Below are 24,627 nucleotides of genomic sequence, written 5' to 3' on the forward strand. Positions count from 1 at the left end.
GCGGCCGCGACCAAGGGACCAGTCGCAGAGGCGGGAGTGACGAGGCCATGGCGACGGCTTTTAGACCCCGGCTGCGTCAAGCGCCGCCTGAAATCCCGACGGCATTCGCGACCGAGCTCCGGTCACAGCGAGCAAGCCGCCGAGGGTGCGGTAGAACCCGTGGCGGACAGCGTTCTCGTGGCTGCAGTCGCGCCGGGCGAGGCGCTTCTCAAGAGCGTGGATGTCTCCGGGCTTTGAGGCGAGCGTGGACTTGCGTGAGGCAGGAAAGTCGGTCTCGGGGAGCATCCTGTTGGTCGGGATTTGCGCGAGCCGGTCGTCGGTCATCGCGTTATTAACCGAGAAGTAGCACCCAAGCGCGACGGCTTCGCAGATCTCGTCAGGCGTCCCGTTGAACCAGTGGAGCACTGCCCCGGGATGCGGACGCTGGCGAAGGACGGCGAGCAGTTGACGCGTCCGCCCCGTGCTGTGCAGCGACAGCAGCACGGGCTGTCCCTGGCAGGCATGAAGGATCGCCTCCAGCACCTCCCGCTGCGGGCCGTGGGGACCTCTGCGGTCCAGCCCGACCTCCCCCACGATCACATGCCCCTGGACTGCCTCGCGCAGCACGGTCTCGTTCACCGTGCTGATGGCGTCGGGGAGCCCGGGGTGGGCACCAAAGCCCCACGCGAGTGTCGGATCGGATCGACGGGCGGCGGCGCGGGCCTCACTCGGCGTTCGGGTCATCGCGAACACCAGCGCGCCGTTGAGGCCGGCGATCTGGCGGCCGGTGACGTCCGGTGCGATGTGAGCGTGGCAGTCGAGCGGAGGCAGATCAGACGGGGACATGCGCGAGTTCCTCCAGCCCCCGGTCCACAAGGTCCAAGACGTGGTCGAAGTCCGTGTCCGGAGGCCAGACGGCAGACCCCAGGACGCGGTGCCTCGCAATCCCGTTGCGTGTGGCTGACCGCCACGCGGCGATGTCGTGCCGACGATACCTGCGGACGGCCTCGGCGGGTGCTTTAGCCCAAATACCGTTCAGTTAGTGGGTAGGAGGATGACGGTTGGTGGTGCGGCCGGTTGCGGCCAGCTCGCGTGGTGGGCGCGTTTGACGTGCCACTTGGTGTACTTGCGCTTGATCACGCGCGGGTTGGATCGCCGTCGGCGCCCGGGGTTGAGCCTGTTCAGGAGTTGGCGGATCGCCTCGCGCCACAGGCCGTCACGGCGTCGAGGGGGAAAAGGCGCCGCCCTGGGCGAGGGAGCGGCGGCTGACGCGTAGGGCGGCGACGAAGGAGACCCGGTCTGGGTCTCGACCGCCGGTGGTGGCGGTGTCGGCCATCAGCGCCCGGATCGCGTAGTGGCAGCACAGGTATCCCCAGATCTCCTGGAGCACCAGGTCCGGCGATTTGGACCGAAGCACGATGCGGGGCCCGCGCTGGTGCGTCTTGAGTTCGTCGAAGGTCGACTCGATCTCCCAGCGCTCGGCGTAGGCCAGCGCGAGCTGCTCGCCGGGCGCCTCGTCGGGATCGGTCAAGGTGGTGAGCAACCGGTAGGTGGTGGTGTTCTCGCGGCCGTCGTCGAGGGTGTAGTCGATGACCCGTACCGGCATCGGCTCACCATGGCGGTCGGTGGACCTGCGCAACTGGCCCAGCCAGGACCCGTCGGCAAGATCACGCACGTGTGTCGGGTTCGGCCCGAACCTGTCCGTGCGGACGCGCCACAGCAGATCGGCGTTCGTGTCGGTCGCCTTGCGCCACAGCGCGTAGGAGAAGAACCCACGGTCGGCCAGCACCACCATCCCCGGCCCGAACGCCGGCAGCAGTTTCTCGGTCAGCGTCGCTTCCGAGTCCCGGTATGCACCTACCCGCGCGGCCAGTATCGCGTGCGTGCCGCACTCGGCCAGCGCCACCACCCGGGCCTGCGGGAACGCGGACTTCTCGCCCTTGTTCACCCCGGGCCGGCCGAAGAACTCATCGTTGACCGGTACATCGGCAACGTCCAGGCAGGTGCCGTCGATCGCGACCATCCGCCGCCCGGCCAGCCATACCCCCGGCGTGTCCGGGCCGCCCAAGGGCGCAGCGACCCGCTCGAACAATGCCCGCACCGGCTCGGCACCCAGCCGGGCCCGAGCCTGGAAGATCGCCGACTTTCCCGGAAGCACGAACTCCGAACGCCAGCGATCCGACCATGCCAGCCCATCGGTCAGCTGCGCCAGCACGTCCTCGTACGACCCGTCGGCGTACAGCGCCATCCCCACCGCGAAGTAGGCCATCACCCGAGCCGGCAACAACCGGGACCGCTGCTGCGTGCGCCCGACCCGCTCGATCACCTCATCGACCAGATCCGGCGGGAACACCCGCGTCAGCACACCCACCGACACCAGATCCGACAGTCGGCGATCCGACGTCGGCTTCTTCCATCCCGCACGAGGCATGCAACCAAACTACACCGGTGTAAGCTTAACTGAACGGTATTGGCTTTAGCCCACGTCTGAACGGCGTAGTCGGTCAGGTCGGGCATCCCGGCGGCGATGAATGCTGCTCGGCGCACAAGGCAGGCGATGCAAACGCCGCACTGAGTGTTCGGGTTCCCGCCAGGAGGCCTGCCGGGATTGGGCTTGGCGCAGGACACGGTCGCTGCAGCGAGAGCCTGATCGGCGGCCGTTGCAGCGGGCATCGCCCGCTTGAGCAGCTGACCCTTAGTGAGATCGTGGTGCGGGTTCTCTACGGTGATGCCGGTCAGGCCGAGGGTCGCGAGCAGTTCTGCGAGCGCGTGAAAGGTCCAAGGGTGTGTGGAGCGCGTCGTCATCACGCCAGCGCGGGACGGCTCCAGTGGAGGGTTGATGCTGGTGAACCCGTTCTCGGGCACGAGTACGCGCCTCGCGCCCATGCCTGACGCGGCGACGACAGCCATCGTCATGAACAGCAGCGACCGCGTCTTCGGGGTTCGGTTCCCCACGTCGCCGCGATGACGCAGGGGGTACTGGGTGTAGGTGCGCGGCGGGGTCTGCGCGGCGAGGTGCATCTGGAGATGTTCCTGCGCGCGGCGGATGAGGGTCGAGGTGTCGGCGTGGCCGAGGAAGAACGGTGTCCCTGGCTCTCGGAGCCGGATGAGGGCCCCGCACAGCGAATCCAGTCCGCCGGAGACCAAGCAGATGTCGTCGGCGGCGGCCACCTTGAGATTGAGGGACAACTCGGGTTGCCTCGCTTTCGACGGGACGCATCGAAGGGCCCAGTCGTCGCCGGTCAGCCAGTGGAGAAGGTCGACGGCCTGTTCCAGCGCGGTGTCGGTCCACGAATCGGGCTGATCGACGTGGACGGTGAGGGTCAGCGGCCGTGTGAGAGCTTTGGCGGGCTGACGGGCTGTGCGGTCGGCGATGTAGGCCGCCGCGACGACCCGGAGCAGATCCTTGGCCTCGCGCGCTGGGAGGCCGAACTGGGTGGCGTGCCAGTCGATGCCCGCGCGGATCGTGTCGGTGTGGCCTGCTGCCAGCGGCCACTCGTGCAAGGCTGCGCCGGCGTCGCGCCGGCTGTCGCCCTCGCCGGCGAGCTCTATGCGGGCGCTGCTCATCGAGTTCTCCGGAAGATGCTCAGGACGTCTTGGGCCAGGCGGGCTGCCTTGTCGATGAGCCCCTGCTTGCTGAGCTTGCCGACCGGCTTGTCCACAGGGTTGCTGATGTCGCTCGCGATGTACTCCTTGATCTCCTGCTCCATCTTCGCCGCCTCGGAAGGCGGCACCGGGTCTTTGCGATGCTCAGAAGTCAGCTCGATGAGCGCGAACTCGTACGTGAGGTTGCCGGTGAACATCTCGACGAGCCGTTCGGCGTCGGGCTCCTCCGCTGCCTCCATCGCCTCAAGCATGGTCTCCATCGCCGCGGACTTGAGCGCGGCATCTTCGGGGTGCGTCGGGACGCCGAGCAGTTCCTGGGCGATCGCCTCGCATCGCGCCGTGTCGTCGGGTAGAGCGTCGAGCGCGGCCATGTCGAGACCGAGTTCTGCCAGTCCCTGTGCGTCTCGGGCGCGGTAGGCGCTCGCGCCTGCGACTGCGGCGGCCCCACGTGCAGCGCTGCCCGCCAGCCCCGGCCTTCCTCCGCCGCCACCGGTGAGGGACTTGCTGCGCGTGTAGCCCGCGGTGCCGGCCGGCCGGCTCGGTCTAATCTGACCGGCCGCGTACATGCCGGGAGCAGGCGGCGGTCCGCCCTGGGTCTTGTTGAGGGCCTGCGTGAGTGCTTTGACGAGGTCCTCGACCGGCGGCCTTCTGCCGCCTCCTGCTACTTGCTCGTAGAGGTCGTGCGCGTCATCCCACGACGCTGTGCCGCTGCCGCCGTACGCGCCCGAGGTGCCCATCAGCCTTCGTTGCGGGCCTTCTCGATGGCCTCAAGGCTCTTCTGCGCGGCCTTGGTCACCGCTTCGTCCAAGCCTCCGGCCTCAGCCAGCGCTTTCAAGACCGACGGCATCTTGCGAAACACGGGCACCCACTGCGCCTTGACCTTCTGCATCAGGGCAGGGCGCTGAAGCATCGTCTCGACCTCAGGCGCAAGTCTTCCGCTCTCGGTTGCTAGAGCGGTCAGCGAGAGGAACGCGGGTCTTGCATCGTCCTGGACGGGCAGCGACTCGCCGAGCGCACGGACAATGACGTCTTGGCTCTCGGGCGTCATGGCGAGGACGTCCTGGAGAGCAGCGCGCCGCACCGTGTCGGACTGGGCGAGCAGCTGCTCGACCATCTTGCGCTGTTGGCTGTCCATCGCTCCGCCGAAGGTAACGTCGGAAATCAGCGTCGCGGCCAGGCTCAGGTACCGCTCGATCTCGCTGCCACGACCTACCAGGCGCGGTTCGTTCTGAGCCCAGGCTTGTGTGGCGTCGGAGACCTCGGCCGGCTTCGCGGCGTCTTCCTTGCCGTCGGCCCAGTCCTCCCACCGCCGCAGCAGGTCCGTGCGCTCGTCCGAGCCCAGAGCGGCCAGTGTCTTGAACTCCGAGAGATGCCGCAGTTCGAGCAAGTACATCTTGACGAGTACGTCCAGAGGCAGGTGCGCGCCAGCCTCGTCAGCGATCTGCTCGCGGATCGCGAGATTGTTCAGGAACCGCTTGACCGCTCGCGGAGTCTGCCATCTGTCCGCGGACAGCCCGCGGGAGATCACCGCGGCGAGCCTCTGGTGCTCCGCGGTCGGACCTGGCGCGCCGGGGGCGCCGTCGATCGCGTAGGGCGCCTCACCAGCACGGCGGCGAATACGAGCACGCTCGATCATCGCCTTGTTCTGCTCGCCCGACATGTTCGACAGCTGACCGGCGAGAAGCAGCGCCACATACGCCTCGGCGTCGCGCTGGGACAGCCGGGGCAACGACAACGGGATCTGGACGATCTTCTCGGTGTATCGATTTGCGAACTCGCCCTGCGCAAGGCCGCCGAGATGGGAGTTGATGCTCGCTCGAACCAGCGCCTCATCCGCAGCAAGCACGAACGCCATCTTCTTGACCGACAAGAAGAGCTTGATCGCCTCCAGCGTCGCCACCGCCGACGCAGGCAGGCAGCGGTCGAGGTCGTCGACGAGCACGACCACCCTGGTGATACCGAGATCCGACTGCATGAGAGCCGCAAAGTCCTCACGGAAACCCGCCATGCTTTGCGGCTTCTCCTCGCCCTTTTCGTCCTTCCCGCTCGGCGGCGCGGGCGTAAGCGCGTCGATCAACTCCGGTAGGGCGAGCCCCTGCGTGGCCGCACTCGTGATCAGGACCTTCGCGACCCTCCCCCATGCGATCCGTCTGCGGAGACCTTGCAGCTTTTCCACGATGTCGTGGATGCGGTCTCTCGAGACGCCATCCGCCTCGGCCTCGACTCGCTCTTGGACGGCGTTGAGCACCAGGGCAATCAGCGTGCCGCGCACATCCTGACTTTCCTCGAACTCCCACGGGTCGACCGTGACCACCAGCAAGCGCTCGTGCGCCTTCAGTCTCTCCTCGACCAGCCTCAGCAATGTCGACTTTCCGCCGCCCCAGCCGCTCTGAACGCCGATCGTCACTGGGTCGAGCCCATTGGCGTCCAGCACCCTCACGACGGCATCAACGACGCCGCCGAACCCGAGAAGATCCAGAGTCGTCGGGTTGTCGTCGAACATCGGTGCCGACGCGGACTGGTCCATGCCGCCGAGTCTCCGTCACGTCGGACCCTCCGGGCCGCAGCGACACAGATCCGTCGAATCCGATGAACTTCAGGCCGCCTGCGCCAGACCGTCCGGACGAGAGCCTAGAACCGGGTCGCGATCGGCCGGCCGGCCTGCACTGTCTCCGTCGCGTCCGTGCACCCGCTAATCGACCGGTCATCTGACGGATCCAAGCGCGCGATCGACCCCGATCTCAGCGCCGAGCAGATGGACGGCTACGCGGGTCGGAGGCACGCATCATCAGCGGCATAGGGGGACGGTTCCGCGCGGTCGTCGGCACGCCCGCTGCGCAACGGTGCGGAATGGTTCGCGCGGGGCCGCGCGATCTTCCGTGGGATCCTTTCGGAGTGGATTCGCTGACCGAGCATGTAACCCCGAAGCGTTTGGCGACCATCTCCAAACGAGATCGGCGTCTTCTCGCAAGTGCCGGACTCACGTCATGGGCCGCAGGTGGAGTGGCAACCTTTGTCTCGGGAAACGGCTCCGGCGCAGTCGCGCTAGTTGCAGCGGGCCTGGCAGCCGGTGTTCTCGCAGGCGTCGGCAGATGGCCGACGCGAGTGGTTGTCTCCGGTAGCGAGATGTATTGGGAAGAGGTGGACGCCGAGCTCAAGGACGCCCAAGAGGATGCGAGTCCGGAGATGGTCGCAGAGCTCGAACAACTGCGAGCACGTCTCGCCGCTCTTCGCGAGACCCGAGGCGAGCCCACGAGCACACCTGAGGATTACGATCGACAGCTGCTGCTAGCGATCTCTCGCTTGCGCCCGGACGTGCGTGTCACGTCCGCGGAACTGCTGAGTCCATTCGCCGCAGACTTTCGTGCCGAGGCCGATGCTGGTGTGATCTGGATCGAGACGAAGTGGCGAAGGACGGAGGCTGCCCCCTTCCGGGGGCGCACGCTGTCCTCGCTGCTGGGTGGACTGCAGCCTTCGGATCGGCTCCTTGTGGTCGCCAACGCTATAGACGTTGAGCAAGCGTCGCAGCTGATCACCCAGGCACTCGGAGCACGAGGACGAGTTGTCGGCTGGCGTAATGCCACCGATGACGATGACCTTCTGATCGCCCTGAACGACCTTCTCCCGCTGCGGACATGAGAGGCGGATCGACCTGGTCGCGACTCAAGCCGACGGCAGGGCGCGACCGATAGCAGAACGTTGCGGGGCCGCAACGCTGCGCGTGACATCGGCAAGAACATCGATCCAGTCGTCGTGATCGTGCGCCATACCAACCGACCTGCGCCCCAGCTACATCGCCGCGACCCGCGGCGGTGATGGCGGCAGGATACTGAACCTCCGTTGTTCACCCCTGTGGCTGTGTCAACCTGAACTGGCCCCAGCTCGCGCATCTCACGCGGCCGCGGTGGTGTCCGCAATTAGCCGGGATGAGCGCGCACGGCGCTTCCGATCATGGCGATGAGGGGCGCGTCGTGGCACGACGGTTCGCCCGTTCGGCCACCGGCTTCCGCTGAAATCGGTGAAACCTGCTCGCATCGGCGGCTTCTTGTAGACGCCCTCGTTCGGAGGGTCGATCGAGGAGAAGCCGATGGCGAACGGTCCGATCCGTGCGTTACGGGTGACGCCGGGTGGCGCGATCAACGAGGTATTGCTCCCGTCCGGCTCCGAGGGTCAGCTCGGTGTGATGCGCGAGCAGATTGGCTGTTCGATGGTCGAGCCGGTGGGGCTCGGCCCGGATTTGATGATGTGGTGCGACGAGGAGGGTTTCCTCGCGGCCGAGCCGAAGCTGAACTTGTGTGCCACGGGGATCGGGGCCAGTCACGGACGGGTGGAGCAAGCGTATGTCCGCACGACCGTCTTCACTGGCGCAGCGGCCGGGGGCGTCGAGCTTGACGGGTTGACCGAGGCGCAGGTGGAAGAGCTGCGCCGCGAGTGCGCACATGTGATCCGGTTGGCGGTGATGTACCGGCTGTCCCGGCCGGGGTGCACGGCGGTCGACGAAGTACGCCTGGTCCAGGGCGCGTGCGTGACCGACACCGGGATCGGCGCCCGATGAGGCGGCAGCCGATGTCTCGGGAGGAGGCGGCGGCCGCGCGAGCCGAACGGATCGACGCCGCGCAGGCGGTGCTGGCCGACGCGGTGGCCGGCATCCGCGATGGGGACGGCTGGCAGCGGTTCCTGGCGTTCCAGGCCAAGCTGCACGCCTACTCGGCGAACAACTGCCTGTTGATCACGGCCCAGCACCTGCACAAGTACGAGCAGGGCCTCGTGCCGTCACCGCTGCCGACCTATGTCGCCTCGTACCGCAGATGGCAAGATCTCGGCCGGCAGGTGCAGCGGGGCCAGTCCGGGATGGCGATCGTCGCACCGATGCGGGGGTTCCGTCGTGAGGCGGTCGACGCCGACGGCAATACCCGCCGCCTCGCCGGGGACGAGCGCCCCGATGCCGGGGAGCAGGAAACGAAAACCGCCTACATGCGCGGATTCACCGTCGAGAAGGTCTTCTCCATGGAACAGACCGACGGCGACCCCCTGCCGCTGCCGCCGGCGCCGCACTTGCTGACCGGGCAGGCCCCTCCCGGGCTGAGTGACGCGGTCACCCGGCTGGTCGAATCCCGCGGGTTCGCGGTGTCGACGGTCGCCTCGGCAGTCGAGTTGGGTGGCGCGAATGGGCGGACCACCTGGTCGGACCGGACCGTCAAGATCCGGGCGGACATGGACGACGCCGCGCGGGTCAAGACGCTGATTCACGAGGTCGCGCACGTCTTGCTACACGACCCGACCACAGACGAGACCGGGGCGGGGTTACCGACCGGGCACAAGGAGGTGGAGGCCGAGTCGGTCGCGTTCGTCGTCGCGGACGCGCACGGCATGGCGACCGGCGAGTACTCGTTCGCCTACGTCGCTGGCTGGATCGACCGCGAGGACCACGCGAGCGTGATCGCGAAGACCGCGCAGCGGGTCGCGGCCTGCGCGAAACAGATCATCGCCGCCTCCCCGGCCGCGCATACCGACGGCGGGCGGCCGACGGTGCCGGAGCGGCCTGTGTCTCGGCCGGCCGAGCTGGCGCTGGCCGAACGTGAGGCGGTGGGACTTTGAGCGAGCAGGTCTTCGACGGAATGTCCATTCGTGAACACGCCGGGCAGGTCGCGGAATCGGTGCGGGCCATCAATCACCTCAGCCTGCCGTGGGTGGTCGAGGAGTCGCTGCCGTACCCGTCCGACGTGGCGGTCGTGGTGGCCGAGCTGGCTCGGGCCGCGCACGGACTGCGCCAGGCCACGGCCCAGCTCGCCGACCGCATCGAGCGGCTCGAGCAGGCCGGGCACATTCGCGATGCGGACCCCGACCCAACCCACCCGGATCGGGCGGCGCTGGCCTGTCTCTTGCTGAGTGTCTCGGTTGCCGCCGCTACCGGGCGGCTGGCGACCGCGCTGGACAGCGCCCAGCAGCACCTGTCCTGCCTGGCCTGTGCCGAGCAAACGACGCTGTCGACGCACACGGCCACGCCCGACACCACACCGACCGCGGCCGAACCGACCGAGCTGCGACGGCTGGCTCGATGACGACCGACGGGCCCCGCACCGACGCGGGGACGAACCTGGCGCTGGCCGGCATGGGGAGCCTGTTCGGGCTCGGAACTCTTCTGTGGGCTGGCGGGGTGTGCTCCGCGCTGGTGTGCAGCCACCGGGTTCCGCACGGCCGGCTGCTGGCCGGGTACGCCGCCTTCGCGCACGCCGGTGAACCGTCGGCGGCCTGGCACGCACCGGTCGGACCAGCCGTCGTCTACTGGCCGGTCACCGTCCTCGTCCTCACCACTGCTGGCGCGCTCGGTGTCCTGGGATGGCGGATCGTTCACGCCGGGCCCACCCGGCAGCACAGCGACCCCGCCCGCGTGGCAGGGCTGGCGACCCGGTCGCAGGTCAAGGCCGCGGCCGGGCAGCGGGCGCTGCTACGCCGCGCCCGCACCCTCCGACCGTCGTTGGCCAAGCCTGCACCGTCCGATGTCGGCTACCGGCTCGGGCACGCGCGGGGGATAGCGTGCTGGGTGTCGGTCGAGGACTCCATGGTGCTGCTCGGGCCGCCCCGATCCGGCAAGGGCCTGCACACCGTGATCGACGCGATCCTCGACGCCCCCGGCGCGGTCGTGACGACCTCGACTCGCCCGGACAACCTCACCGCCACACTCCAGGCCCGGCAGGCGGCCGGACCGGTGGCCGTGTTCGACCCCCAACACCTGGCCCGGGGGGTGCCGTCGGCGGTGAAGTGGTCCCCGGTGCGGGGGTGTGAGGACCCGCAGACCGCGATGATCCGCGCCCGGGCGTTGTGCGCGGACCCGGCCGAGGGCGTCGAGGGCGCCGCGTTCTGGGCCCAGCAGTGCTACACCGCTGTCCGCTGTCTCCTGCACGCCGCCGCCCTGGCCCACCGACCCACGGTGGAGCTGTACCAGTGGTCGCTGGCACCGGTCGCCGCGAAGGAAGCCGCCGAGATCCTCAAGGCACACCCGGCCTCCGCGCCGGCCTGGTCGCGGGCGTTGGAGGCGATCCTTTCCGCCGACCCGCGCCAACGCGACTCGGTGTGGGCGATGGTCGCCAACACCTTCGCCCCGCTGGCCGACCCTGACGTGCTCGCCACCCTCAGCCCGGCCGCGGGCGAGCAGTTCGACCCCGAGACGTTCCTACGCGGCGCGGGCGCGGTGTATCTGCTGGGCACCGCGTCCGGCGCGAGCGCCACCGCCGGGCTGGTGGCCGCGTTCGTCGAGGACGTCGTCGAGGCCGCCCGGCGTCTCGCGGCCGCCTCCCCCGGCGCCCGGCTCGATCCGCCGCTGGCGGTGATCCTGGACGAGGCCGCGAACTACCCGCTGCCCTCGCTGCCGGCGCTGATGAGCGAGGGTGGCGGCACCGGCATCACTACCCTCGTGGTCCTCCAATCGTTGGCGCAGGCCCGCGCCCGGTGGGGTCACGACGGCGCGGCCGCGATCTGGGACGCCGCGATCGTCAAACTCATCCTCGGCGGAGGCGGCAACGCCGACGACTTACGGGACCTGTCCGCGCTGATCGGCACCCGAGTCGAGCACAAGCGCTCCACCTCCACCGGTGGCCCATACGGGCGCACCTTCAACGACACTACCGAGGAAAAACCGATCCTCGACCCCGGCCAGCTGCGCACCCTCCCCTTCGGGAGCGGGCTGCTGTTGCTCCGCTCGGCGCCGCCGATCCTCACGCGCCTGACCGCCTGGACTGACCGTCCCGACGCCACCGCCCTGCGCGCTAGCAAGGCCGAGTTGGAGGCCGCGATCCACACCGCCCACACTGCCGACGCCGGACGTCGCCGTGCGTGACCCGCGGCCCGGTCGGCCCTGGCCCCTCGGAAGGGTCCGCGTGCGTGCCGCGTACCGCGACTACATCGGCTCGACGGATTGGCAAGCCCGCCGGCGCACCTGGCACGCCGCCTGGATCGATCGGCACGGCACGCGGCCGACTTGTCAGGCCTGCGACGCGCCCTGGGCCCTGAGCCGCGGGGATCTGCATCATCGGACGTACGCCCGCCTCGGCGCCGAGCTGTTCGACGATCTGGTTCCGCTGTGCCGGGCCGACCACGCCGCGCTGCACGACATACTCGAGACAGCCGCGGGCTGGCGACACCTTGGACGCCCTGCCGCGACCGCCGGGATCATCGCCATCCTCCGGCGGCTGCACCGCGCCGACGCGGCCGATCTGGGACAGCTGTGGTAAGCGTGTCTGGCGGCCCAGCTCAGCCGGACCCAGCGGCCCTCATGGCGCAGCTGTTCGCCGGCGACGACTACACCGAAGCCTCCGCCCCACCCGTGCACTGGCCCACACTGGCCGCCGAGGACCTCGCCGACCAGGCCCGCGGCCTGTACGCGTGGACGGTGAGGTTGCAGCACCGGTTCCCCGAAATGGTGCGCTTACCCGCCTGCTGGTACCGGCACAACAGCCTGGTCGAGCTATTGTCCGCGCTGCGCGACCACGAACGCGCCTGCTACGCCGACACCGCAGCCCCCACCGCCGCCGTCACCTGGATGACCGCCTTCCGCGACATCGAAACCCGCCTACGCGGCTGGGTCGCCGAACTGCGTTGCGGCGGCGACCCCCGCTATCACGACCTCAGCGTCCACGCCGTCGCCTCACTCGAGGGCACCACCCCCGCCGACCTCGACGCGTGGATCGCCGACACCATCGCCGCCCGCCAGCTGGCGGCAATCCACGCCGCCGTCGGCGCAACCGGTGAGCGGTGAAACGAGCACGCCCGGACGGCTACTGGTAGACGCGCTCATCCCCAGGCGCCCAGGGCGAGAGGTAGTTGCCGATGTCACCGCTGCTCGATCGGGGCGACATCGCCCGCATCCGCGCCGACCACCCCATCATCGGCGTCCTCGACCGGCTCGGCGTCTACCCGCCCGACCGGTGGAACGGCACCGCAGACTTCATGGTCTCTTGCCTGGTACCCGGGCACCGCGACTCGACGCCGAGCTGCATCATCCATCCCGACACCGGGCGCTGGCACTGCTTCGGCTGCGGTGCCCACGGGGACGTCCTCGACCTCGTCGCCCAGGCCACCGGCACCCGGTCACTGCGTGAGATCGCCGACCGGCTCGACACGCCCGGACCGATCCAGCCCGTCGTCGGCCCGTCGACGGCCACGGCCGCCAGCTCGACAGTCTCGACGGGCGAGCGTCCGGACGCGGGCCGTACTCCCTACGTCCGGGTGATGGCGGTCAACGCCGAAGCTTGGGCGTACACCTCTCAGCCCTTGCTGGCGCGCCGCGCCCACACCTACCTGGCCGGCCGCGGCATCGACCTCACCGCCCTGCAGGCCGAGGCCGGTGCCCCGTTGGCCGGTCACACCCCCTACCGGGCCGACGGGCTCACCACCCACCTGCTCGGCCTCGGGTTCACCGGTGACGAGATCGTCGACGCCGGCTGGGCCACTCGCGACGACGAGACGCTGACCGACCGGTTCCGCCGTCGCGTCATCATCCCCGTCCGTGACCAGGGCGGGCAGGTGATCGGCGTCTACGGCCGCGACGTCACCGGCCGGGCCGCGTGCAAGTACCTCAACACCGCCCACACCGTCGCCTTCCACAAAGGCACCGCCCTCTACCGACCCACCAGCGGCCCGCTCGGCCCCGACGCGACCGTGATCGTCTGCGAAGGCTCCCTCGACGCACTCACCGTCGCCGCCCACGCCGCCGCTGCCGGACTCTCGCGCCGGTACGCGCCCGTGTCCCCGTCCGGGACCGCGCTCACCGACGCCCAAGCCCGGCTCGTACTCGCGATCAGCCCCATGCCACCCGTGGTGTGCGGCGACGGAGACGCACCCGGCCAGGCCGCATCCGCCACCTGGGCCCGCACGCTCGTCCGCCACGGTCGCGAAGCCTTCGCCACGCTCCTTCCGGACGGGCACGACCCCGCCTCATGGCTGACCGAGCACGGCGCGTCCGGCCTCGCGGCGTTCACGCGGTCCGACAGGGCGAGCCAGCCTGTCGGCTCCGTCGGCCGGATCCCCGCCGCTGGACTACTTGCCGACCAGGTCCTCGCCGAGCACATCATCCGCGCGAGGCAGCGTCACCACGACACCGAAACCGTCGTCGTCCTACCAGCGGTCGTGCGGGAGATCGCGGGCCTTGCCGTCCACCTGCCCACCGACGCCGCGCGGGCGAGCTTCATCGAATCCGCCGGCGAAGCGCTTGCGAACTCGGCGGACGGAGGAAGTCCGAGCCAGCGCACCGCCCAGATACGCGCGGCAGTCGCGCGCGAGCTCGCACAACGGCCTGCACCCGAGCGAGCCGCACACGACGCCGGCGTCATGTCACTCGGTCGTTGACCCGCGATCGTCTCGAGCACACAAGGTCAGGAGGAAGAGCATGGGGTTCGATGAGGCGGTGCTCGCGGTCGTCGACGCACCTACGACGGACCTGCCCACGCCGCCGGGGGCGCTACTGCTGAGCGTCGATCAAGCAGCCGAGAGCCTCGGTGTCGGCATGACTCTCATGCGCGCGCTTGTCTCGTCCGGCGAGGTCGAGAGCGTCAAGATCGGCCGGTTGCGCCGGGTACCGGCCGACGCGCTGAGCGCCTACGTGGCGCAGCTACGTGAGCGGACTGCACGTGTGCGTGGCAGGGCGTGCTGACCATGGCCAAGCGCCAGATGAAGCGAGTGACGAACGGCCGGTCGACGATCTACCAGGGCGAGGACGGATATTGGCACGGGCGCGTTTCCGTCGGAGTCCGCGACGATGGCCGGCCGGACCGGCGCCACGTCCAGGGGCTGACCCGGGCCATCGTCGCGAAGAAGGTCGCCGACCTCGAACACGCCCGCACCGAAGGCAACGTCCTTCGCCCCGGACCGCGTTGGACGGTGGCGGGATGGCTGCAGCACTGGCTCGGCGACGTCCGCCCCCACATCAAGACGACGACCTACGACGGATACGAGCGGGCGGTACGCGTCCACCTCGTCCCCGGAATCGGCGCCCACAAGCTGACCGAGCTGCGCACCGAACACCTGGAGCACCTATACGGGCGGATGCTGACGCGGGTGACCAAGCGGGGCACGACGATGCGGCGCGCCGCCGTACACCAAGTGCACCGGGTCGCCCGCAAGGCGTTCAACGATGCGCTCCGGTATGGCTACCTGACGACCAACCCGGCTGCCTTCGCCCGGATCCCTCGCAACGACGAGGCGCTGCTCGAGACCGAGCCACTCACCGTCGTCGAGATCAAGAGGATGTTCGCGGCGGCCGCCAGCACCCGTAACGGGGCCCGATTCGTGATCGCCCTCGCGCTCGGTCTTCGGCAGGGTGAAGTACTTGGACTGCAGTGGGATGACGTTGACTTCGACAACCAGGTCCTCACCGTCCGCCGGGCGCGAGTGCGCCCCCGTTATGAGCACGGATGCGCCGGCACATGCGGCCACAAGTACGCGGGCTACTGCCCGCAGCGGCGCGAGACGAGGCCCACAACGGACACCCCGAAGTCGCTCGCCGGGCGGCGGACGGTCGGGCTGCCCGATCCGCTGGTCGCGCTGCTTCGCGTACACAGAACCCGCCAGGTGCGCGAGAAGCTCCAGGCTGGCGCACTGTGGCATGACGGCGGCTGGGTGTTCAGCGACGAGCTCGGGCGCGCGATCAGTCCCCGCACGGACTGGGGCCGCTGGAAGAAGCTCCTCCAGGTCGCGGGGGTGCGCGACGTCCGACTGCACGACGCGCGCCACACCGCCGCTACGTGCCTACTCCTGCTCGGCGTGAGCCCGCGCACAACCATGGCGCTGATGGGCTGGACCGACCCCGCCATGATGCAGCGCTACCAACACCTCGTCGCACCGTTGCGCACCGAAGTTGCCCAGCAGCTCAGCGCTTTCCTCTGGGAGGAAGACGTTCCACCGGCCGCGAGGACCACGGAGCCGCGCCCGAGGGGTTAGCCGTCGGCGTCGGTTGCCGGCTGCTCAGCGTCTTCCATGAACAAGGGTTGCCGGAGAACCCCGAGGGTCAACGTGGGCAGCCCCATTCGAGTGATCACGTCTTGGACGTACTCGCGCGCGTACGGGTAGACGGCGAAAGAACCGGTCGTCAGCGCGTATGCCTTGAGCTCAGCGGAAGACGGCGGCTCGTCTTCCTCCCGCATGAGAAGTTCGAAGAGCGCGCGATACGTGAAGGCGGCGGATGCGATCGGCGTCCGGTCCGGCTCTCCGCCGTTATCCTCCACGTCCGCTCCCGACTCCGATGCCGTCGGGAACGGGGTTTGCGCCAACGTCAACGTGTAGGTGCAACGAACTGAGAAGAAGGAATCTCCTTCGTTCCATTCCGAGTCGGCGTCGATCTGAAGGTCATACTCGAGTTGACCGCTGCCATCAGGAAGGTCCTCTAGTTCAAGCTTCGAGCTGAATAGGCGAAGGTCGCGCAGTTCGGCCCGCGCCGCGATGCGAGCCGCAAGCTCCCTCTGCGCTTCGATGGAGATCATGTGACCCGTCAGACCGCGACGGCGCGGTCGGCCGTTGATCCGATTGTTGCGTGCGCGAGGGCCCTCGCGATGGCGGGCAACGGCGACTGCTCCGGCTGGCTAACGCGGGTGGTGGTTGTACCACCCGCGTAGCGCATCATCGGATCGACAAACGCCAGAACCCCCGCGTTCGTGTTGAGGGCGAAGTGGATCGGGCGACCCTCGTAAGGGAAGCACCCGCGAGCGGTCCAAGCCGGAGCCGGAGCCACACTCACGCGAAGCCGAGTTCCGACTGCACGGGCGTACCGCTGCAGCGTGCTGATCTTCGGATCGCTGCTTTCAGTCTCGAACTGAGAAATCGTCGGCTGCTTGACACCCATGACGTTCGCGACGTCCGTCTGCGACATGCCACAGGCCTTTCGAAGGGCCACCAGCTCGTCAAGGATGTGGTGCAGCTCGCGAAGGTCCTCCCGCCGCTCGCGCACCTCAGGCTTCTCCGCCTCAACTCGGCGAAGGAACTTCTGGAGGTCGTCGAGTCCGTCGTCCGTCGCAACCGCGCTACCGGACTCGAACATGTCGACACTCATCTGTTCTCCTCATGTCCCGCGATGCTGCTAGTAGCATCGGTTCTAACCTATACAACCTTAGAACTACCGCGAACCTCGGTTTGTTTCAGGGTTCTTCGGTCCTGCACTGCTCGTGCCTTTAGGCCGAACCCACGCGGCGGAGCGCGTCCGCGCGCGCTTCAGGTCCTTCCGAGGGATCTTCTCTTGGTTCTTCGCGAACGCCGTGAGGGCAACGAGGTCGCCCTGGTCCCACTTGAAGATGAGGCGGAAGTGGTTGTTGCTGTGCTCGAAGCGCAACTCGTACAAGCCGTCGCCGATCGGCTTGAAGTGATTCCCTGGCCGGGTCGTGCCCTCCGCGTGCCGCTCCATCAACGTCGAGAGCCCGGAGATGGCGACGGCAGGTAGGCCTCCGAACTCGGCGCCGAACTCGGGGACGAACAGCCATTTCGGGGTCTTCTTGGGGGCGGCAGGCTTCGGTTCGATCGCAGCAGACCGGAACGGCTGCCTGCCGCTTCTACCCTTCGCCACCCGCGGTTCTCCCTTTCGCTCCATGCGCCGGGGCTACACACGGGAAGCGAATCACATTACTGGCATTCGAGCGAGGATCTTGAAGGCCGAGGCCGCCGACGACAGAGGCCTCGGCGTCGAGCGTCAGCCGCGACCGCTCTTGTTCTTCGTCGGGTCCACGTTCACCCACTTCTGCCCCGGCCGGGGCGTGGGCGGGAGCGTGTGACCCTTCGGCATGGTGATCTCCTTGCCGCCGGTCGCCGGCCGGTACTGCCCGGACGTCGGCGCCGGACGGCCCGGGGAAGTCGCCTTGCGCGCCATGATCCTCACCTCCTGTCCAGAACCTGGGTCCCGGACAGTGACCGCAAACAGGCAGGTCGCCCTATTCCGCCGAGTCACGTAAGCTCACGCCGCGCAGCCAAACGCCGACGAGAGCCCCGCCTGGAACCAGCCCTAGGAGCGGGGCTTTCGTGGTTCTGAGGGAGAGCATACACGGTGGAATATAGGTTGCAACCTATGACTCCGGGCTTTGGGATGGGGTAGGGCTCGGCGTCTGAGACCGCGGCCGCGCGGACAGTCGGAGGGCCCGAGAGCATGCGGCGAGCACGGACATGTTCACGCGGTTGGAACTCGTTGATCCAGACCTCTGCGGTTCGCAGTCCGCGCATATAGGCGGCAGCTCCGTCGGCCAAAGTGCCGTGCCGCGCGTAGTCGGCGTCTTCCGGGCGCGCCGCCGTCTAGCGGTGCCGCCCACAACCCGTCTCGGTCAACACCGTCGCTGGCGTCAGGGAGTCGAGCCGTGGCCGGACACAACTGAGACTGAAACTGAGACTGGAGCAGAAATTCTGGACGGAAGCTGCGAGGACCCTCGTAGGTGCCACGGCCGTACAGCCCAGCAAATCCGGGGCAATCTTGGCGGTGGCGGTGGGATTCGAACCCACGGTGGTTTTACCCACACACGCTTTCGAGCCGTATCACCGCGAGGCCAACGCAGGACAAGCGGCCCGTGATTGCTGACGTGCAGCGATCCTACCCGCCCCTGTGGCTTCCAAGCGGGCCTGCTAGTGGCTACCACGCTGGCACCGCACGCCGCGCGGACGCGGCGGATCAAGCCACCCACCTGCAGCAAGTCGGCGCGGGTGCATGTCAGATCGTCTGTATAACTGAACTGGCCTGACAGGCCGAGCTACAGCTTGGCGGGAACGCCAGCACTGACGGAACCTGGCTGCCACCTGGTCGGCTCGTGACGCCGGGTGGGGTTGAGCTTCGTGTCCGCGCACCGTCCGCGTTCAGCGGCGGAACGCGGTGTGCCCGGTCAGCGCCTGCCCGAGGACGAGGGTGTGCATCTCGCTCGTGCCCTCGTAGGTGAGCACCGACTCGAGGTTGTTCGCGTGCCGCATCACCGGGTACTCGAAGGAGATCCCGTTCGCACCGAGGATCGTCCGGGCGCTGCGGCAGATCGCGAGCGCCTCGCGCACGTTGGTGAGCTTGCCGAGGCTGACCTGCGCCGGTTGCAGCCGTCCAGCGTCCTTGAGCCGCCCCAGGTGCAGGGCGAGCAGCGTCCCTTTGGCCAGTTCGACCGCCATGTCGGCCAGCTTGGCCTGGGTGAGCTGGTAGGAGGCGATCGGCGCGCCGAACTGCACGCGCGTGCCAGCGTAGTCGAGCGCTGCCCGGTAGCAGGCGGAGGCGGCCCCCATCGCGCCCCAGAGGATGCCGTAACGGGCCTCGTTCAGGCAGGCAAGCGGAGCGCGCAGGCCACGCCCTTCGGGGAGCTGCGCGTCGGCCGGCAGCCGCACGTCGTCCAGCACAAGCTCGCTGGTGACCGAAGCCCGCAACGACGCCTTGCGCTTGATCGGCGGCGCTGTGAAGCCCGGGGTGCCGGCCGGCACGACGAAGCCGGAGATCCCGTCGTCCGTCCGCGCCCACACCACGGCCACGTCGGCGACCGAACCGTTCGTGATCCACATCTTCCGACCGGTGAGCACCCAGTCCGAACCATCACGCCGGGCCGTCGTCCGCATCGAGGCCGGGTCCGAGCCGGCGTCCGGCTCGGTCAGGCCGAAGCAGCCGATTGCGTCGCCGGCCGCCAGCGCCGGCAGCCAACGTTGCTTCTGCTCCTCGCTGCCGTGCTGCCAGATCGCGAACATCGCAAGCGAGCCCTGCACCGAGACGAGCGAGCGGAGCCCCGAGTCGACCGCCTCAAGTTCCAGGCAGGTCAGCCCGTACTCGACCGCGCTCATCCCGGCGCAGCCGTAACCGGACAGGTGCATGCCGAGCACGCCGAGAGCGCCGAGTTCCTTCACCAGCGCGCGAAGGTCGCTCTCCGGGAGCTCTCCGCGCTCGTACCAGTCGGCCACACCAGGCAGCACCCGCTCAACGCCGAAGTTGCGGATGGTGCCGCGCACCGCCGCCTCCTGCGGACCCAGCATGGTGGCGAGGTCGATCGGGTCGTAAGAGTCGAGCGCGTGGGCAGCGGCGGTGCCACTCATCATGTTCCTGCTCTCGTGGGAAGACTCTGATGCGGAAGCGGTCGGTCCGGCGGTCCGGCCAGCCAGGCGCGGACGAGATCGCCGTGCTGGTCCAGGGCGGGGGGCGGCACCGCCGCGGCCAGCGGGGAGTCGTAGCGCGCCGGGTGGCGGACCTGCGGCGCCCGGTCCGGACCCAGCTCGAGCAGCGGCTCGAGCCCGCACGCCTCGGCGAGCGCGACACCGGCGCCGATGTCGCCGACCGGACCGGCCGGCACGCCGACCGCGGTGAGGGCCCGCTCCCAGTGCGCGGCCGGGGCCGTCGCGAGACCCCGCTCGAGTTCGCCGATCAGCTCCGCCCGGTGGGCGAGCCGGGCCGGGTTCGTCGCGAAGCGCGGATCACCGGCCAGCTCGGGACGGGCGAGCGCGCCGGCAAGCTTGGCGAACTGGCCGTCGTTGCCGCACGCCACCGCCACCACCCCGTCGGCGCAGCGCAACGTCTCGTACGGCGCGATGGACGGGTGCTGGTTGCCCATCCGCCCCGGCGCCGTCCCGGTCACGAGGAAGCTGGCCGCCTGGTTGACGAGGCCGCCGAGCAGGCTCGACAGCAGCTCCACCCGGACGTGCTGGCCGCGACCGGTGCGCCGCCGGTCGGCGAGCGCGGCGAGGATCGCGATGACCGCGTCCTTCCCGGTGAGGACGTCGACGATCGGGAGCCCGACCTTCATCGGCTCGCCGTCGGCCGGTCCGGTGACCGACATCAGCCCGCCGGCCGCCTGCACGATGAAGTCGTAGCCGGGCCGGCCGGCCCCCGCCCCGGACCCGAAGCCGGAGATCGAGCAGTAGACCGCGCGGGGATTGCCGGCGGCGACCGTGGCGTGGTCCAGCCCGAACCGGTCGAGCGCCCCGGGGCGGAAGTTCTCGACGACGACGTCGGCCCGCCGGGCCAGCTCCGCGGCGAGCGCCCGGTCGGCGTCGTGGGCCAGATCGAGTACGACGCCGTACTTGCTGCGGTTCACGCAGTCGAAGTAGGCCGACGACCCGGCCGTCCACGGCGGGCCCCACTGGCGGGTGTCGTCGCCGGAACCGGGGCGCTCCACCTTCACCACCGTCGCGCCCAGGTCGGCCAGCGTCATCGTGGCCAACGGTCCGGCCAGCACCCGGCTGAAGTCGGCGATCAGCACCCCGGCGAGCGGGGCGGCTAGCCCGGCCACGCCGCGACCTCCACGCCGCAGCCGATCAGCGTCCGCAGCAGCGTCACGATCGCCAGGTGGACGTCCTCGTCGAGGCCGTCCGAGGTCGGCTCGGTGAAGCCGGTGACCCCGTCGATGAGGCCGGCGGCCGAACACGCCTGCAGCATCCGGTGCTCCAGCCGCTCGTCGTGCATCACCTCCGGTCGTCCCAGCACGGCGGCGAGCGCGGCGCAGATCCCGTAGCCACCCCAGTTCGACACGGTGACCGGTACGGCGACATCGGTCTCGGCGGCCGGAACCACCCCGCCGCCGCACCCGCAGCCACAGTCCCGCCCGTACGGCAGCACATCACGCAGGCTGCCGCCGGCGTTGCCCATGCCGAGCTCGTTGCCGCCGTCGCCGATGCCGATCGTCGGCACCGACCGCTCCCGGCACAGCGCGATCAGCGAGTCCATCGAGGCGACCGTGGCCGTGCACTCCCGGCCCTGGCTCATGTGCACCCGCCCGGCCTCGTTCGCACCACCCTTCTCGATGGCGATGAACGCCCCCACCCGGTGCACGAACAGGCCCTCGGCCGCGGCGCCCGCGGCGGCCCGGTCGGCCGGGTACGCGACCACGGCCGCCGCGTGCAGCAGCACGTCCGCGTCCCCCGTCCGCACCGCCTCCGCCAGCGGCAGGCAGCGCAGGCCGGCGGCGTGGACGACCCCAGTCATCGCCGGGACCAGTTCCGGCTCGACGAGGATCACCGGCACCGCGCCGAGGCCGATGCGCACCGCCCGGGCGAGCGCGGCCGCGCCGGTCGGGCCGTCGGACTCGGCGACGTCCGTGCTGACATAGGGCCGGTTGAGCCACCCGGTCGCGATGAGCACGAGATCACCTGGCCGGACCGCCGCGGTGAGGGTGCGGGCGGCGAGCAGGGTGAGCGGCTCGCCGTAGAAGTCGCGGAAGTGCGGGTACAGGATGTCGATCCGCCCGCGGTTGGGGAGGTCGGCGGTCAGCAGGCGGTCGATGCCCTCACCAATCCGCCGTACGGCGGCGTCCGGCTCGTTCGCGGTCACGGGGTCCCCCTCACGTCCAGGCCGCCGAGTTCACGCCGACCCCGGTCACCGCGCGCAGCAGCGTCACGAGCGCCTTGTGCACCGGCAGCTCGAGCCCGTCCGCGCTCGGCGCGACCCGGCCGCTGACGCCGTCGATGAGCCCGGCCTGCGCGCACGCTCGCAGGACGTCCTCCTCGAGCTGCGGGGTGTGCAGCAGGTCCGGCTGCTCGAGAAGGACGGCGAGCGCGGCGGCGATGCCGTAGGCGCCCCAGTTCGAGACCGTGGCGGCGACCACGACGTCGGTGGCCCGGCCGGGGACGACGCCGCCGCCACAGCCGCACTCGCAGTCGTCGGCGAAGCGGAGCCGGCCGCGGAGGCGGTCGGCGATCGTGCCCATCCCGATCTCATTACCGCCGTCGCCGACCCCGATGGTCGCGACGCCGCGCTCGGTGCAGGCGGCGAGGACGGCGTCGATGTTGGCCAGGACGTCGGTGGTGTCGTGCCCTCGGCTGGTGTGCACGCGCCCCTCCCGGTTGCGACCACCCTTCTCGACGGCGGCGAAGGCGCCCACGTCGTAGCGCTCGAGCAGCTGGCGGGCCATCGCCTCCGCCGCCACCGTCCCGGTGGGGAAGGCGACGACCGCGGCGGCATGCAGCGGGCTTGCCGACGCGCTCGCGGCGACCGCCTGCTCCGGTTCGACGCACCGCAGCCCGGCCGCCTGCACGGCGGCCGTCACGGCCGGCACGATCTCCTCCTCGGTCAGCACCAGCGGTACCGCGCCGAGGCCGAAGTGCAACGCCCGGGCCAAGGCGGCGGCGCCGGGTGGCCCGTCCGTCTCGGCGATGTAGCGGCTGACGTGCGGGCGATCCAGCCAGCCCGTGGCGATGAGCGCGACCCGGCCCGGGGAGAGGCGGGTGTGCAGCAGCCGGGCGGCGGCCAGCGTCAGCGATCCGCCGTGGTGCGCCCGGGCGGCGCCGTAAAGCAAGTCGATCACCCCCCTGCGGGGGAAGTCGATGGTGATCAGCCGGTCGATCTGGTCGCCCTTGCGGGCCACCGTCTCCTCCGTGGGCGCCGCCACGGCGTCAGGGGATCGTGACCGACAGCAGCGGCGCGTACTGCTGGGCGCCGAATACGTCGCTGTCACCGGGACTGCCGCTGGGCCGGTCCCGGCGGATGGTGAACTTGATCGCCCGCAGCGGTTCCAGCTCGAGGAAGGTCACGACCCGGCCCGGCTCGGTGCGGAACAGTTGTGCCACCGACTCCTTCGTCAGCGCGCGGCTGTCGACGACCCGGTGGAAGGTCTCGGGGTCTGGGAAGAAGATGTCGAAGGTGACCAGGTCGACTCCGGCGTTCTTCGAGCGCAGGGTCTTGGCGAGGTCGACGAGGCGGACGGGCTCGGGCATCGAGGCTCCAGTGGTCACGAGAGGGAAGAGACGACGTTCGTCGGGAACAGCCCCGGCAGCGCCGTCGCCGGGATGACGTGGTTGACGGTCCATTCGTAGGCCGGGCTGGCCGCGAGGACCTCGTCGAAGAGGAACGAGACACTGCCGGCGGTGCCCTTCACCTGCGGAAGGCGGGCGTAGAAGAGCTGGCGGGTGGCGGTCATCGCCACCGACTTGGCCATCGCATCGTCGCGCGCGACCGCTTCGACGACGACACCCAGTTCGTGCGCCGGCGTGGTCACGAACTCGGCCTTGCCCAGGATGGCGTCCCGACCGAAGACGTGGAAGTGCAGCTCGTAGCCCCCCTCGCCGAACCTGTCCGCGACCTGGCCGCGGGCCCAGGCGATGGCGTCGTCGATGTGCCGGATCGTGTACTCGTCCCGGACCCCGGCGAAGCCGATGTAACGGCTACCGACCAGGCCGGAGCCCTCGAGCTTGACGAACAGCTCGTCGGTCGCCGCGAACTTCGGACCGGTGACCCGCGTCGTCTTCTCCGCGACCTGCTCGTACCGGCACTCGGTCATGTCGAGCGTGCCGCCGGCGAGCGCCTCGAAGTAGGGGTGCGAGCGCTCGTACATCGAGTGGCTGGCGACCGAGGATGGCGTGCAGCGCTGGTCCGGATGCATGGCCGTGACATCCACGTACGAGTCGGTGATCTCACCCATCACGCTCTCCTTGCCGCCGTAGGGTTCGGCGCAGAAGGAGGCGCACTCGAGGACCTTGCCCATGTAGTAGGCGAGCTCCTCAGCGAACCCAGCCCGGATCGCGGGGGCGGCGAAGACGGCACAGTCGCTCGACCGCCCACCGATGATCACGTCGGCCCCGGCGTCCAGCAACGAGATGTAGGGCGCGGAGCCGGCAACGGCGACGATCCGGTCGGTGCGGTCGATGTCCTCGAGGGCCAGCTCCGCCCGGCCGTCCAACCCGGGGACCATCGTGCCCCGTCGGATCGCGTCCGCGACCGCTTGCGTGGGCACCTCCGAGTGGAAGTAGCCGATGCGGAACTCGTCGAGCTGGTGCGCGCTCGCGATCTGCTGGATCATCTCGACGAACATATCGACACTGCGGTTCCCACCGGTGTCGCCGGCCGAGCCGATCAGCATCGGGATCTTGCGTTCACGCGCGGCGAGGAGCATCAGCTCGAGGTCGTGGCACTGCCACTCACGCGGGCTCGCGCAGGTGTTGCCGCCGAGCGGGCCGGGGCCGATGTCGCAGCTGCCGGAGTCGGCGATCAGGAAGTCGGGGTCGTGCCGGAGCGACTCGTAGAAGCTGCCCGGGCGGGTGGGCGCGAATCCGAGGTGCCCATTGGGACTCACGATGCGCATCCGTCGCGGTGACATGCCTACCTCAGGATTCCCGGCCCGTGGCCGAACTGGTATG

At 69.6% G+C, this 24,627-nt stretch carries 25 protein-coding genes; 10 read left to right on the forward strand and 15 right to left on the reverse strand.

Annotated features, from left to right (window positions below; genetic code table 11):
• Positions 1-60: 60 nt before the first annotated feature.
• The 5 genes from M6B22_RS11195 to M6B22_RS11215 form a co-directional block, all read right to left on the reverse strand.
• Complete coding sequence (locus M6B22_RS11195; protein WP_269441632.1) at positions 61-825, reverse strand: TatD family hydrolase; 765 nt, start codon at positions 823-825, stop codon at positions 61-63.
• A gap of 370 nt (positions 826-1,195) precedes the next feature.
• Positions 1,196-2,410, reverse strand: coding sequence for an IS4 family transposase (locus tag M6B22_RS11200; protein ID WP_269441633.1), 1,215 nt, complete (start codon positions 2,408-2,410; stop codon positions 1,196-1,198).
• Positions 2,338-3,546 (reverse strand): 7-cyano-7-deazaguanine synthase, encoded by a 1,209-nt coding sequence (locus M6B22_RS11205; protein ID WP_269441634.1) that lies wholly within the window; start codon positions 3,544-3,546, stop codon positions 2,338-2,340. The genes M6B22_RS11200 and M6B22_RS11205 overlap by 73 nt, the downstream gene beginning before the upstream one ends.
• Entirely contained in the window at positions 3,543-4,322 is a 780-nt protein-coding gene (locus M6B22_RS11210; protein WP_269441635.1) for a hypothetical protein, read from the reverse strand. The genes M6B22_RS11205 and M6B22_RS11210 overlap by 4 nt, the downstream gene beginning before the upstream one ends.
• Positions 4,322-6,112 carry a KAP family P-loop NTPase fold protein gene (locus M6B22_RS11215; protein ID WP_269441636.1) on the reverse strand — a complete coding sequence of 597 codons (1,791 nt, stop codon included), beginning with the start codon at positions 6,110-6,112 and terminating at the stop codon, positions 4,322-4,324. Before M6B22_RS11215 ends, M6B22_RS11210 begins: the two co-directional genes overlap by 1 nt.
• A 368-nt stretch (positions 6,113-6,480) precedes the next feature.
• On the opposite strand from M6B22_RS11215, the gene M6B22_RS11220 reads away from it, so the two are divergent.
• The 10 genes from M6B22_RS11220 to M6B22_RS11265 all read left to right on the forward strand — a co-directional run bounded on the left by M6B22_RS11220 (position 6,481) and on the right by M6B22_RS11265 (position 15,519).
• A complete protein-coding gene (locus M6B22_RS11220) occupies positions 6,481-7,224 on the forward strand; it encodes a hypothetical protein (protein ID WP_269441637.1) in 744 nt (247 codons plus the stop codon).
• Positions 7,225-7,672: 448 nt separating this feature from the next.
• A complete protein-coding gene (locus M6B22_RS11225; protein WP_269441638.1) occupies positions 7,673-8,140 on the forward strand; it encodes a DUF3846 domain-containing protein in 468 nt (155 codons plus the stop codon).
• A gap of 11 nt (positions 8,141-8,151) precedes the next feature.
• Entirely contained in the window at positions 8,152-9,183 is a 1,032-nt protein-coding gene (locus tag M6B22_RS11230) for an ArdC family protein (protein WP_269441639.1), read from the forward strand.
• Positions 9,180-9,647, forward strand: a complete 468-nt coding sequence (locus tag M6B22_RS11235; protein WP_269441640.1) for a hypothetical protein — start codon at positions 9,180-9,182, stop codon at positions 9,645-9,647. The genes M6B22_RS11230 and M6B22_RS11235 overlap by 4 nt, the downstream gene beginning before the upstream one ends.
• Entirely contained in the window at positions 9,644-11,422 is a 1,779-nt protein-coding gene (locus tag M6B22_RS11240; RefSeq protein ID WP_269441641.1) for a TraM recognition domain-containing protein, read from the forward strand. Before M6B22_RS11235 ends, M6B22_RS11240 begins: the two co-directional genes overlap by 4 nt.
• A 40-nt stretch (positions 11,423-11,462) precedes the next feature.
• Positions 11,463-11,816 (forward strand): hypothetical protein, encoded by a 354-nt coding sequence (locus M6B22_RS11245; protein ID WP_269441642.1) that lies wholly within the window; start codon positions 11,463-11,465, stop codon positions 11,814-11,816.
• Between the two features lie 41 nt (positions 11,817-11,857).
• Positions 11,858-12,340, forward strand: a complete 483-nt coding sequence (locus tag M6B22_RS11250) for a hypothetical protein (protein WP_269441643.1) — start codon at positions 11,858-11,860, stop codon at positions 12,338-12,340.
• 71 nt (positions 12,341-12,411) lie between these two features.
• Positions 12,412-13,929, forward strand: coding sequence for a CHC2 zinc finger domain-containing protein (locus tag M6B22_RS11255; RefSeq protein WP_269441644.1), 1,518 nt, complete (start codon positions 12,412-12,414; stop codon positions 13,927-13,929).
• Positions 13,930-13,969: 40 nt separating this feature from the next.
• Positions 13,970-14,233, forward strand: coding sequence for an excisionase family DNA-binding protein (locus M6B22_RS11260; protein WP_269441645.1), 264 nt, complete (start codon positions 13,970-13,972; stop codon positions 14,231-14,233).
• A 2-nt stretch (positions 14,234-14,235) separates the two neighbouring features.
• Positions 14,236-15,519, forward strand: a complete 1,284-nt coding sequence (locus tag M6B22_RS11265; RefSeq protein WP_269441646.1) for a tyrosine-type recombinase/integrase — start codon at positions 14,236-14,238, stop codon at positions 15,517-15,519.
• Here the strand turns inward: M6B22_RS11265 and M6B22_RS11270 are convergent.
• The 10 genes from M6B22_RS11270 to M6B22_RS11315 form a co-directional block, all read right to left on the reverse strand.
• The gene (locus M6B22_RS11270; RefSeq protein ID WP_269441647.1) at positions 15,516-16,058 is read right to left on the reverse strand and encodes a hypothetical protein; all 543 of its coding nucleotides are present in this window, start codon (positions 16,056-16,058) and stop codon (positions 15,516-15,518) included. The genes M6B22_RS11265 and M6B22_RS11270 overlap by 4 nt on opposite strands.
• An 8-nt stretch (positions 16,059-16,066) precedes the next feature.
• Complete coding sequence (locus M6B22_RS11275; RefSeq protein WP_269441648.1) at positions 16,067-16,624, reverse strand: helix-turn-helix domain-containing protein; 558 nt, start codon at positions 16,622-16,624, stop codon at positions 16,067-16,069.
• Positions 16,625-16,687: 63 nt separating this feature from the next.
• The gene (locus tag M6B22_RS11280) at positions 16,688-17,131 is read right to left on the reverse strand and encodes a type II toxin-antitoxin system RelE/ParE family toxin (protein WP_269441649.1); all 444 of its coding nucleotides are present in this window, start codon (positions 17,129-17,131) and stop codon (positions 16,688-16,690) included.
• Positions 17,132-17,254: 123 nt separating this feature from the next.
• Positions 17,255-17,431 (reverse strand): hypothetical protein, encoded by a 177-nt coding sequence (locus M6B22_RS11285; protein ID WP_269441650.1) that lies wholly within the window; start codon positions 17,429-17,431, stop codon positions 17,255-17,257.
• Positions 17,432-18,399: 968 nt separating this feature from the next.
• Complete coding sequence (locus M6B22_RS11290) at positions 18,400-19,539, reverse strand: acyl-CoA dehydrogenase family protein (RefSeq protein ID WP_407935685.1); 1,140 nt, start codon at positions 19,537-19,539, stop codon at positions 18,400-18,402.
• Positions 19,540-19,598: 59 nt separating this feature from the next.
• The gene (locus tag M6B22_RS11295; protein ID WP_269441652.1) at positions 19,599-20,789 is read right to left on the reverse strand and encodes a CaiB/BaiF CoA transferase family protein; all 1,191 of its coding nucleotides are present in this window, start codon (positions 20,787-20,789) and stop codon (positions 19,599-19,601) included.
• Positions 20,777-21,826 carry a glutamate cyclase domain-containing protein gene (locus tag M6B22_RS11300; RefSeq protein ID WP_269441653.1) on the reverse strand — a complete coding sequence of 350 codons (1,050 nt, stop codon included), beginning with the start codon at positions 21,824-21,826 and terminating at the stop codon, positions 20,777-20,779. Before M6B22_RS11300 ends, M6B22_RS11295 begins: the two co-directional genes overlap by 13 nt.
• A gap of 10 nt (positions 21,827-21,836) precedes the next feature.
• Positions 21,837-22,883 (reverse strand): glutamate cyclase domain-containing protein, encoded by a 1,047-nt coding sequence (locus tag M6B22_RS11305; protein ID WP_269441654.1) that lies wholly within the window; start codon positions 22,881-22,883, stop codon positions 21,837-21,839.
• Between the two features lie 4 nt (positions 22,884-22,887).
• Entirely contained in the window at positions 22,888-23,208 is a 321-nt protein-coding gene (locus M6B22_RS11310; protein WP_269441655.1) for a DUF4387 domain-containing protein, read from the reverse strand.
• A gap of 14 nt (positions 23,209-23,222) precedes the next feature.
• Positions 23,223-24,572 carry an acyclic terpene utilization AtuA family protein gene (locus tag M6B22_RS11315; RefSeq protein ID WP_407935686.1) on the reverse strand — a complete coding sequence of 450 codons (1,350 nt, stop codon included), beginning with the start codon at positions 24,570-24,572 and terminating at the stop codon, positions 23,223-23,225.
• Between the last annotated feature and the right edge of the window lie 55 nt (positions 24,573-24,627).

It is taken from the genome of Jatrophihabitans cynanchi (genome assembly GCF_027247405.1).
Taxonomy (GTDB): Bacteria; Actinomycetota; Actinomycetes; order Mycobacteriales; family Jatrophihabitantaceae; genus Jatrophihabitans_B; species Jatrophihabitans_B cynanchi.

Excerpts from the sequence above, each read along its gene's own strand:
- M6B22_RS11195 (WP_269441632.1), bottom strand. The coding sequence starts at position 825 with ATGTCCCCGTCTGATCTGCCTCCGCTCGACTGCCACGCTCACATCGCA.
- M6B22_RS11200 (WP_269441633.1), bottom strand. The coding sequence starts at position 2,410 with ATGCCTCGTGCGGGATGGAAGAAGCCGACGTCGGATCGCCGACTGTCG.
- M6B22_RS11205 (WP_269441634.1), bottom strand. The coding sequence starts at position 3,546 with ATGAGCAGCGCCCGCATAGAGCTCGCCGGCGAGGGCGACAGCCGGCGC.
- M6B22_RS11210 (WP_269441635.1), bottom strand. The coding sequence starts at position 4,322 with ATGGGCACCTCGGGCGCGTACGGCGGCAGCGGCACAGCGTCGTGGGAT.
- M6B22_RS11215 (WP_269441636.1), bottom strand. The coding sequence starts at position 6,112 with ATGGACCAGTCCGCGTCGGCACCGATGTTCGACGACAACCCGACGACT.
- M6B22_RS11225 (WP_269441638.1), top strand. The coding sequence starts at position 7,673 with ATGGCGAACGGTCCGATCCGTGCGTTACGGGTGACGCCGGGTGGCGCG.
- M6B22_RS11230 (WP_269441639.1), top strand. The coding sequence starts at position 8,152 with ATGTCTCGGGAGGAGGCGGCGGCCGCGCGAGCCGAACGGATCGACGCC.
- M6B22_RS11240 (WP_269441641.1), top strand. The coding sequence starts at position 9,644 with ATGACGACCGACGGGCCCCGCACCGACGCGGGGACGAACCTGGCGCTG.
- M6B22_RS11250 (WP_269441643.1), top strand. The coding sequence starts at position 11,858 with ATGGCGCAGCTGTTCGCCGGCGACGACTACACCGAAGCCTCCGCCCCA.
- M6B22_RS11255 (WP_269441644.1), top strand. The coding sequence starts at position 12,412 with ATGTCACCGCTGCTCGATCGGGGCGACATCGCCCGCATCCGCGCCGAC.
- M6B22_RS11260 (WP_269441645.1), top strand. The coding sequence starts at position 13,970 with ATGGGGTTCGATGAGGCGGTGCTCGCGGTCGTCGACGCACCTACGACG.
- M6B22_RS11265 (WP_269441646.1), top strand. The coding sequence starts at position 14,236 with ATGGCCAAGCGCCAGATGAAGCGAGTGACGAACGGCCGGTCGACGATC.
- M6B22_RS11270 (WP_269441647.1), bottom strand. The coding sequence starts at position 16,058 with ATGATCTCCATCGAAGCGCAGAGGGAGCTTGCGGCTCGCATCGCGGCG.
- M6B22_RS11275 (WP_269441648.1), bottom strand. The coding sequence starts at position 16,624 with ATGAGTGTCGACATGTTCGAGTCCGGTAGCGCGGTTGCGACGGACGAC.
- M6B22_RS11285 (WP_269441650.1), bottom strand. The coding sequence starts at position 17,431 with ATGGCGCGCAAGGCGACTTCCCCGGGCCGTCCGGCGCCGACGTCCGGG.
- M6B22_RS11290 (WP_407935685.1), bottom strand. The coding sequence starts at position 19,539 with ATGCTGGGTCCGCAGGAGGCGGCGGTGCGCGGCACCATCCGCAACTTC.
- M6B22_RS11310 (WP_269441655.1), bottom strand. The coding sequence starts at position 23,208 with ATGCCCGAGCCCGTCCGCCTCGTCGACCTCGCCAAGACCCTGCGCTCG.
- M6B22_RS11315 (WP_407935686.1), bottom strand. The coding sequence starts at position 24,572 with ATGCGCATCGTGAGTCCCAATGGGCACCTCGGATTCGCGCCCACCCGC.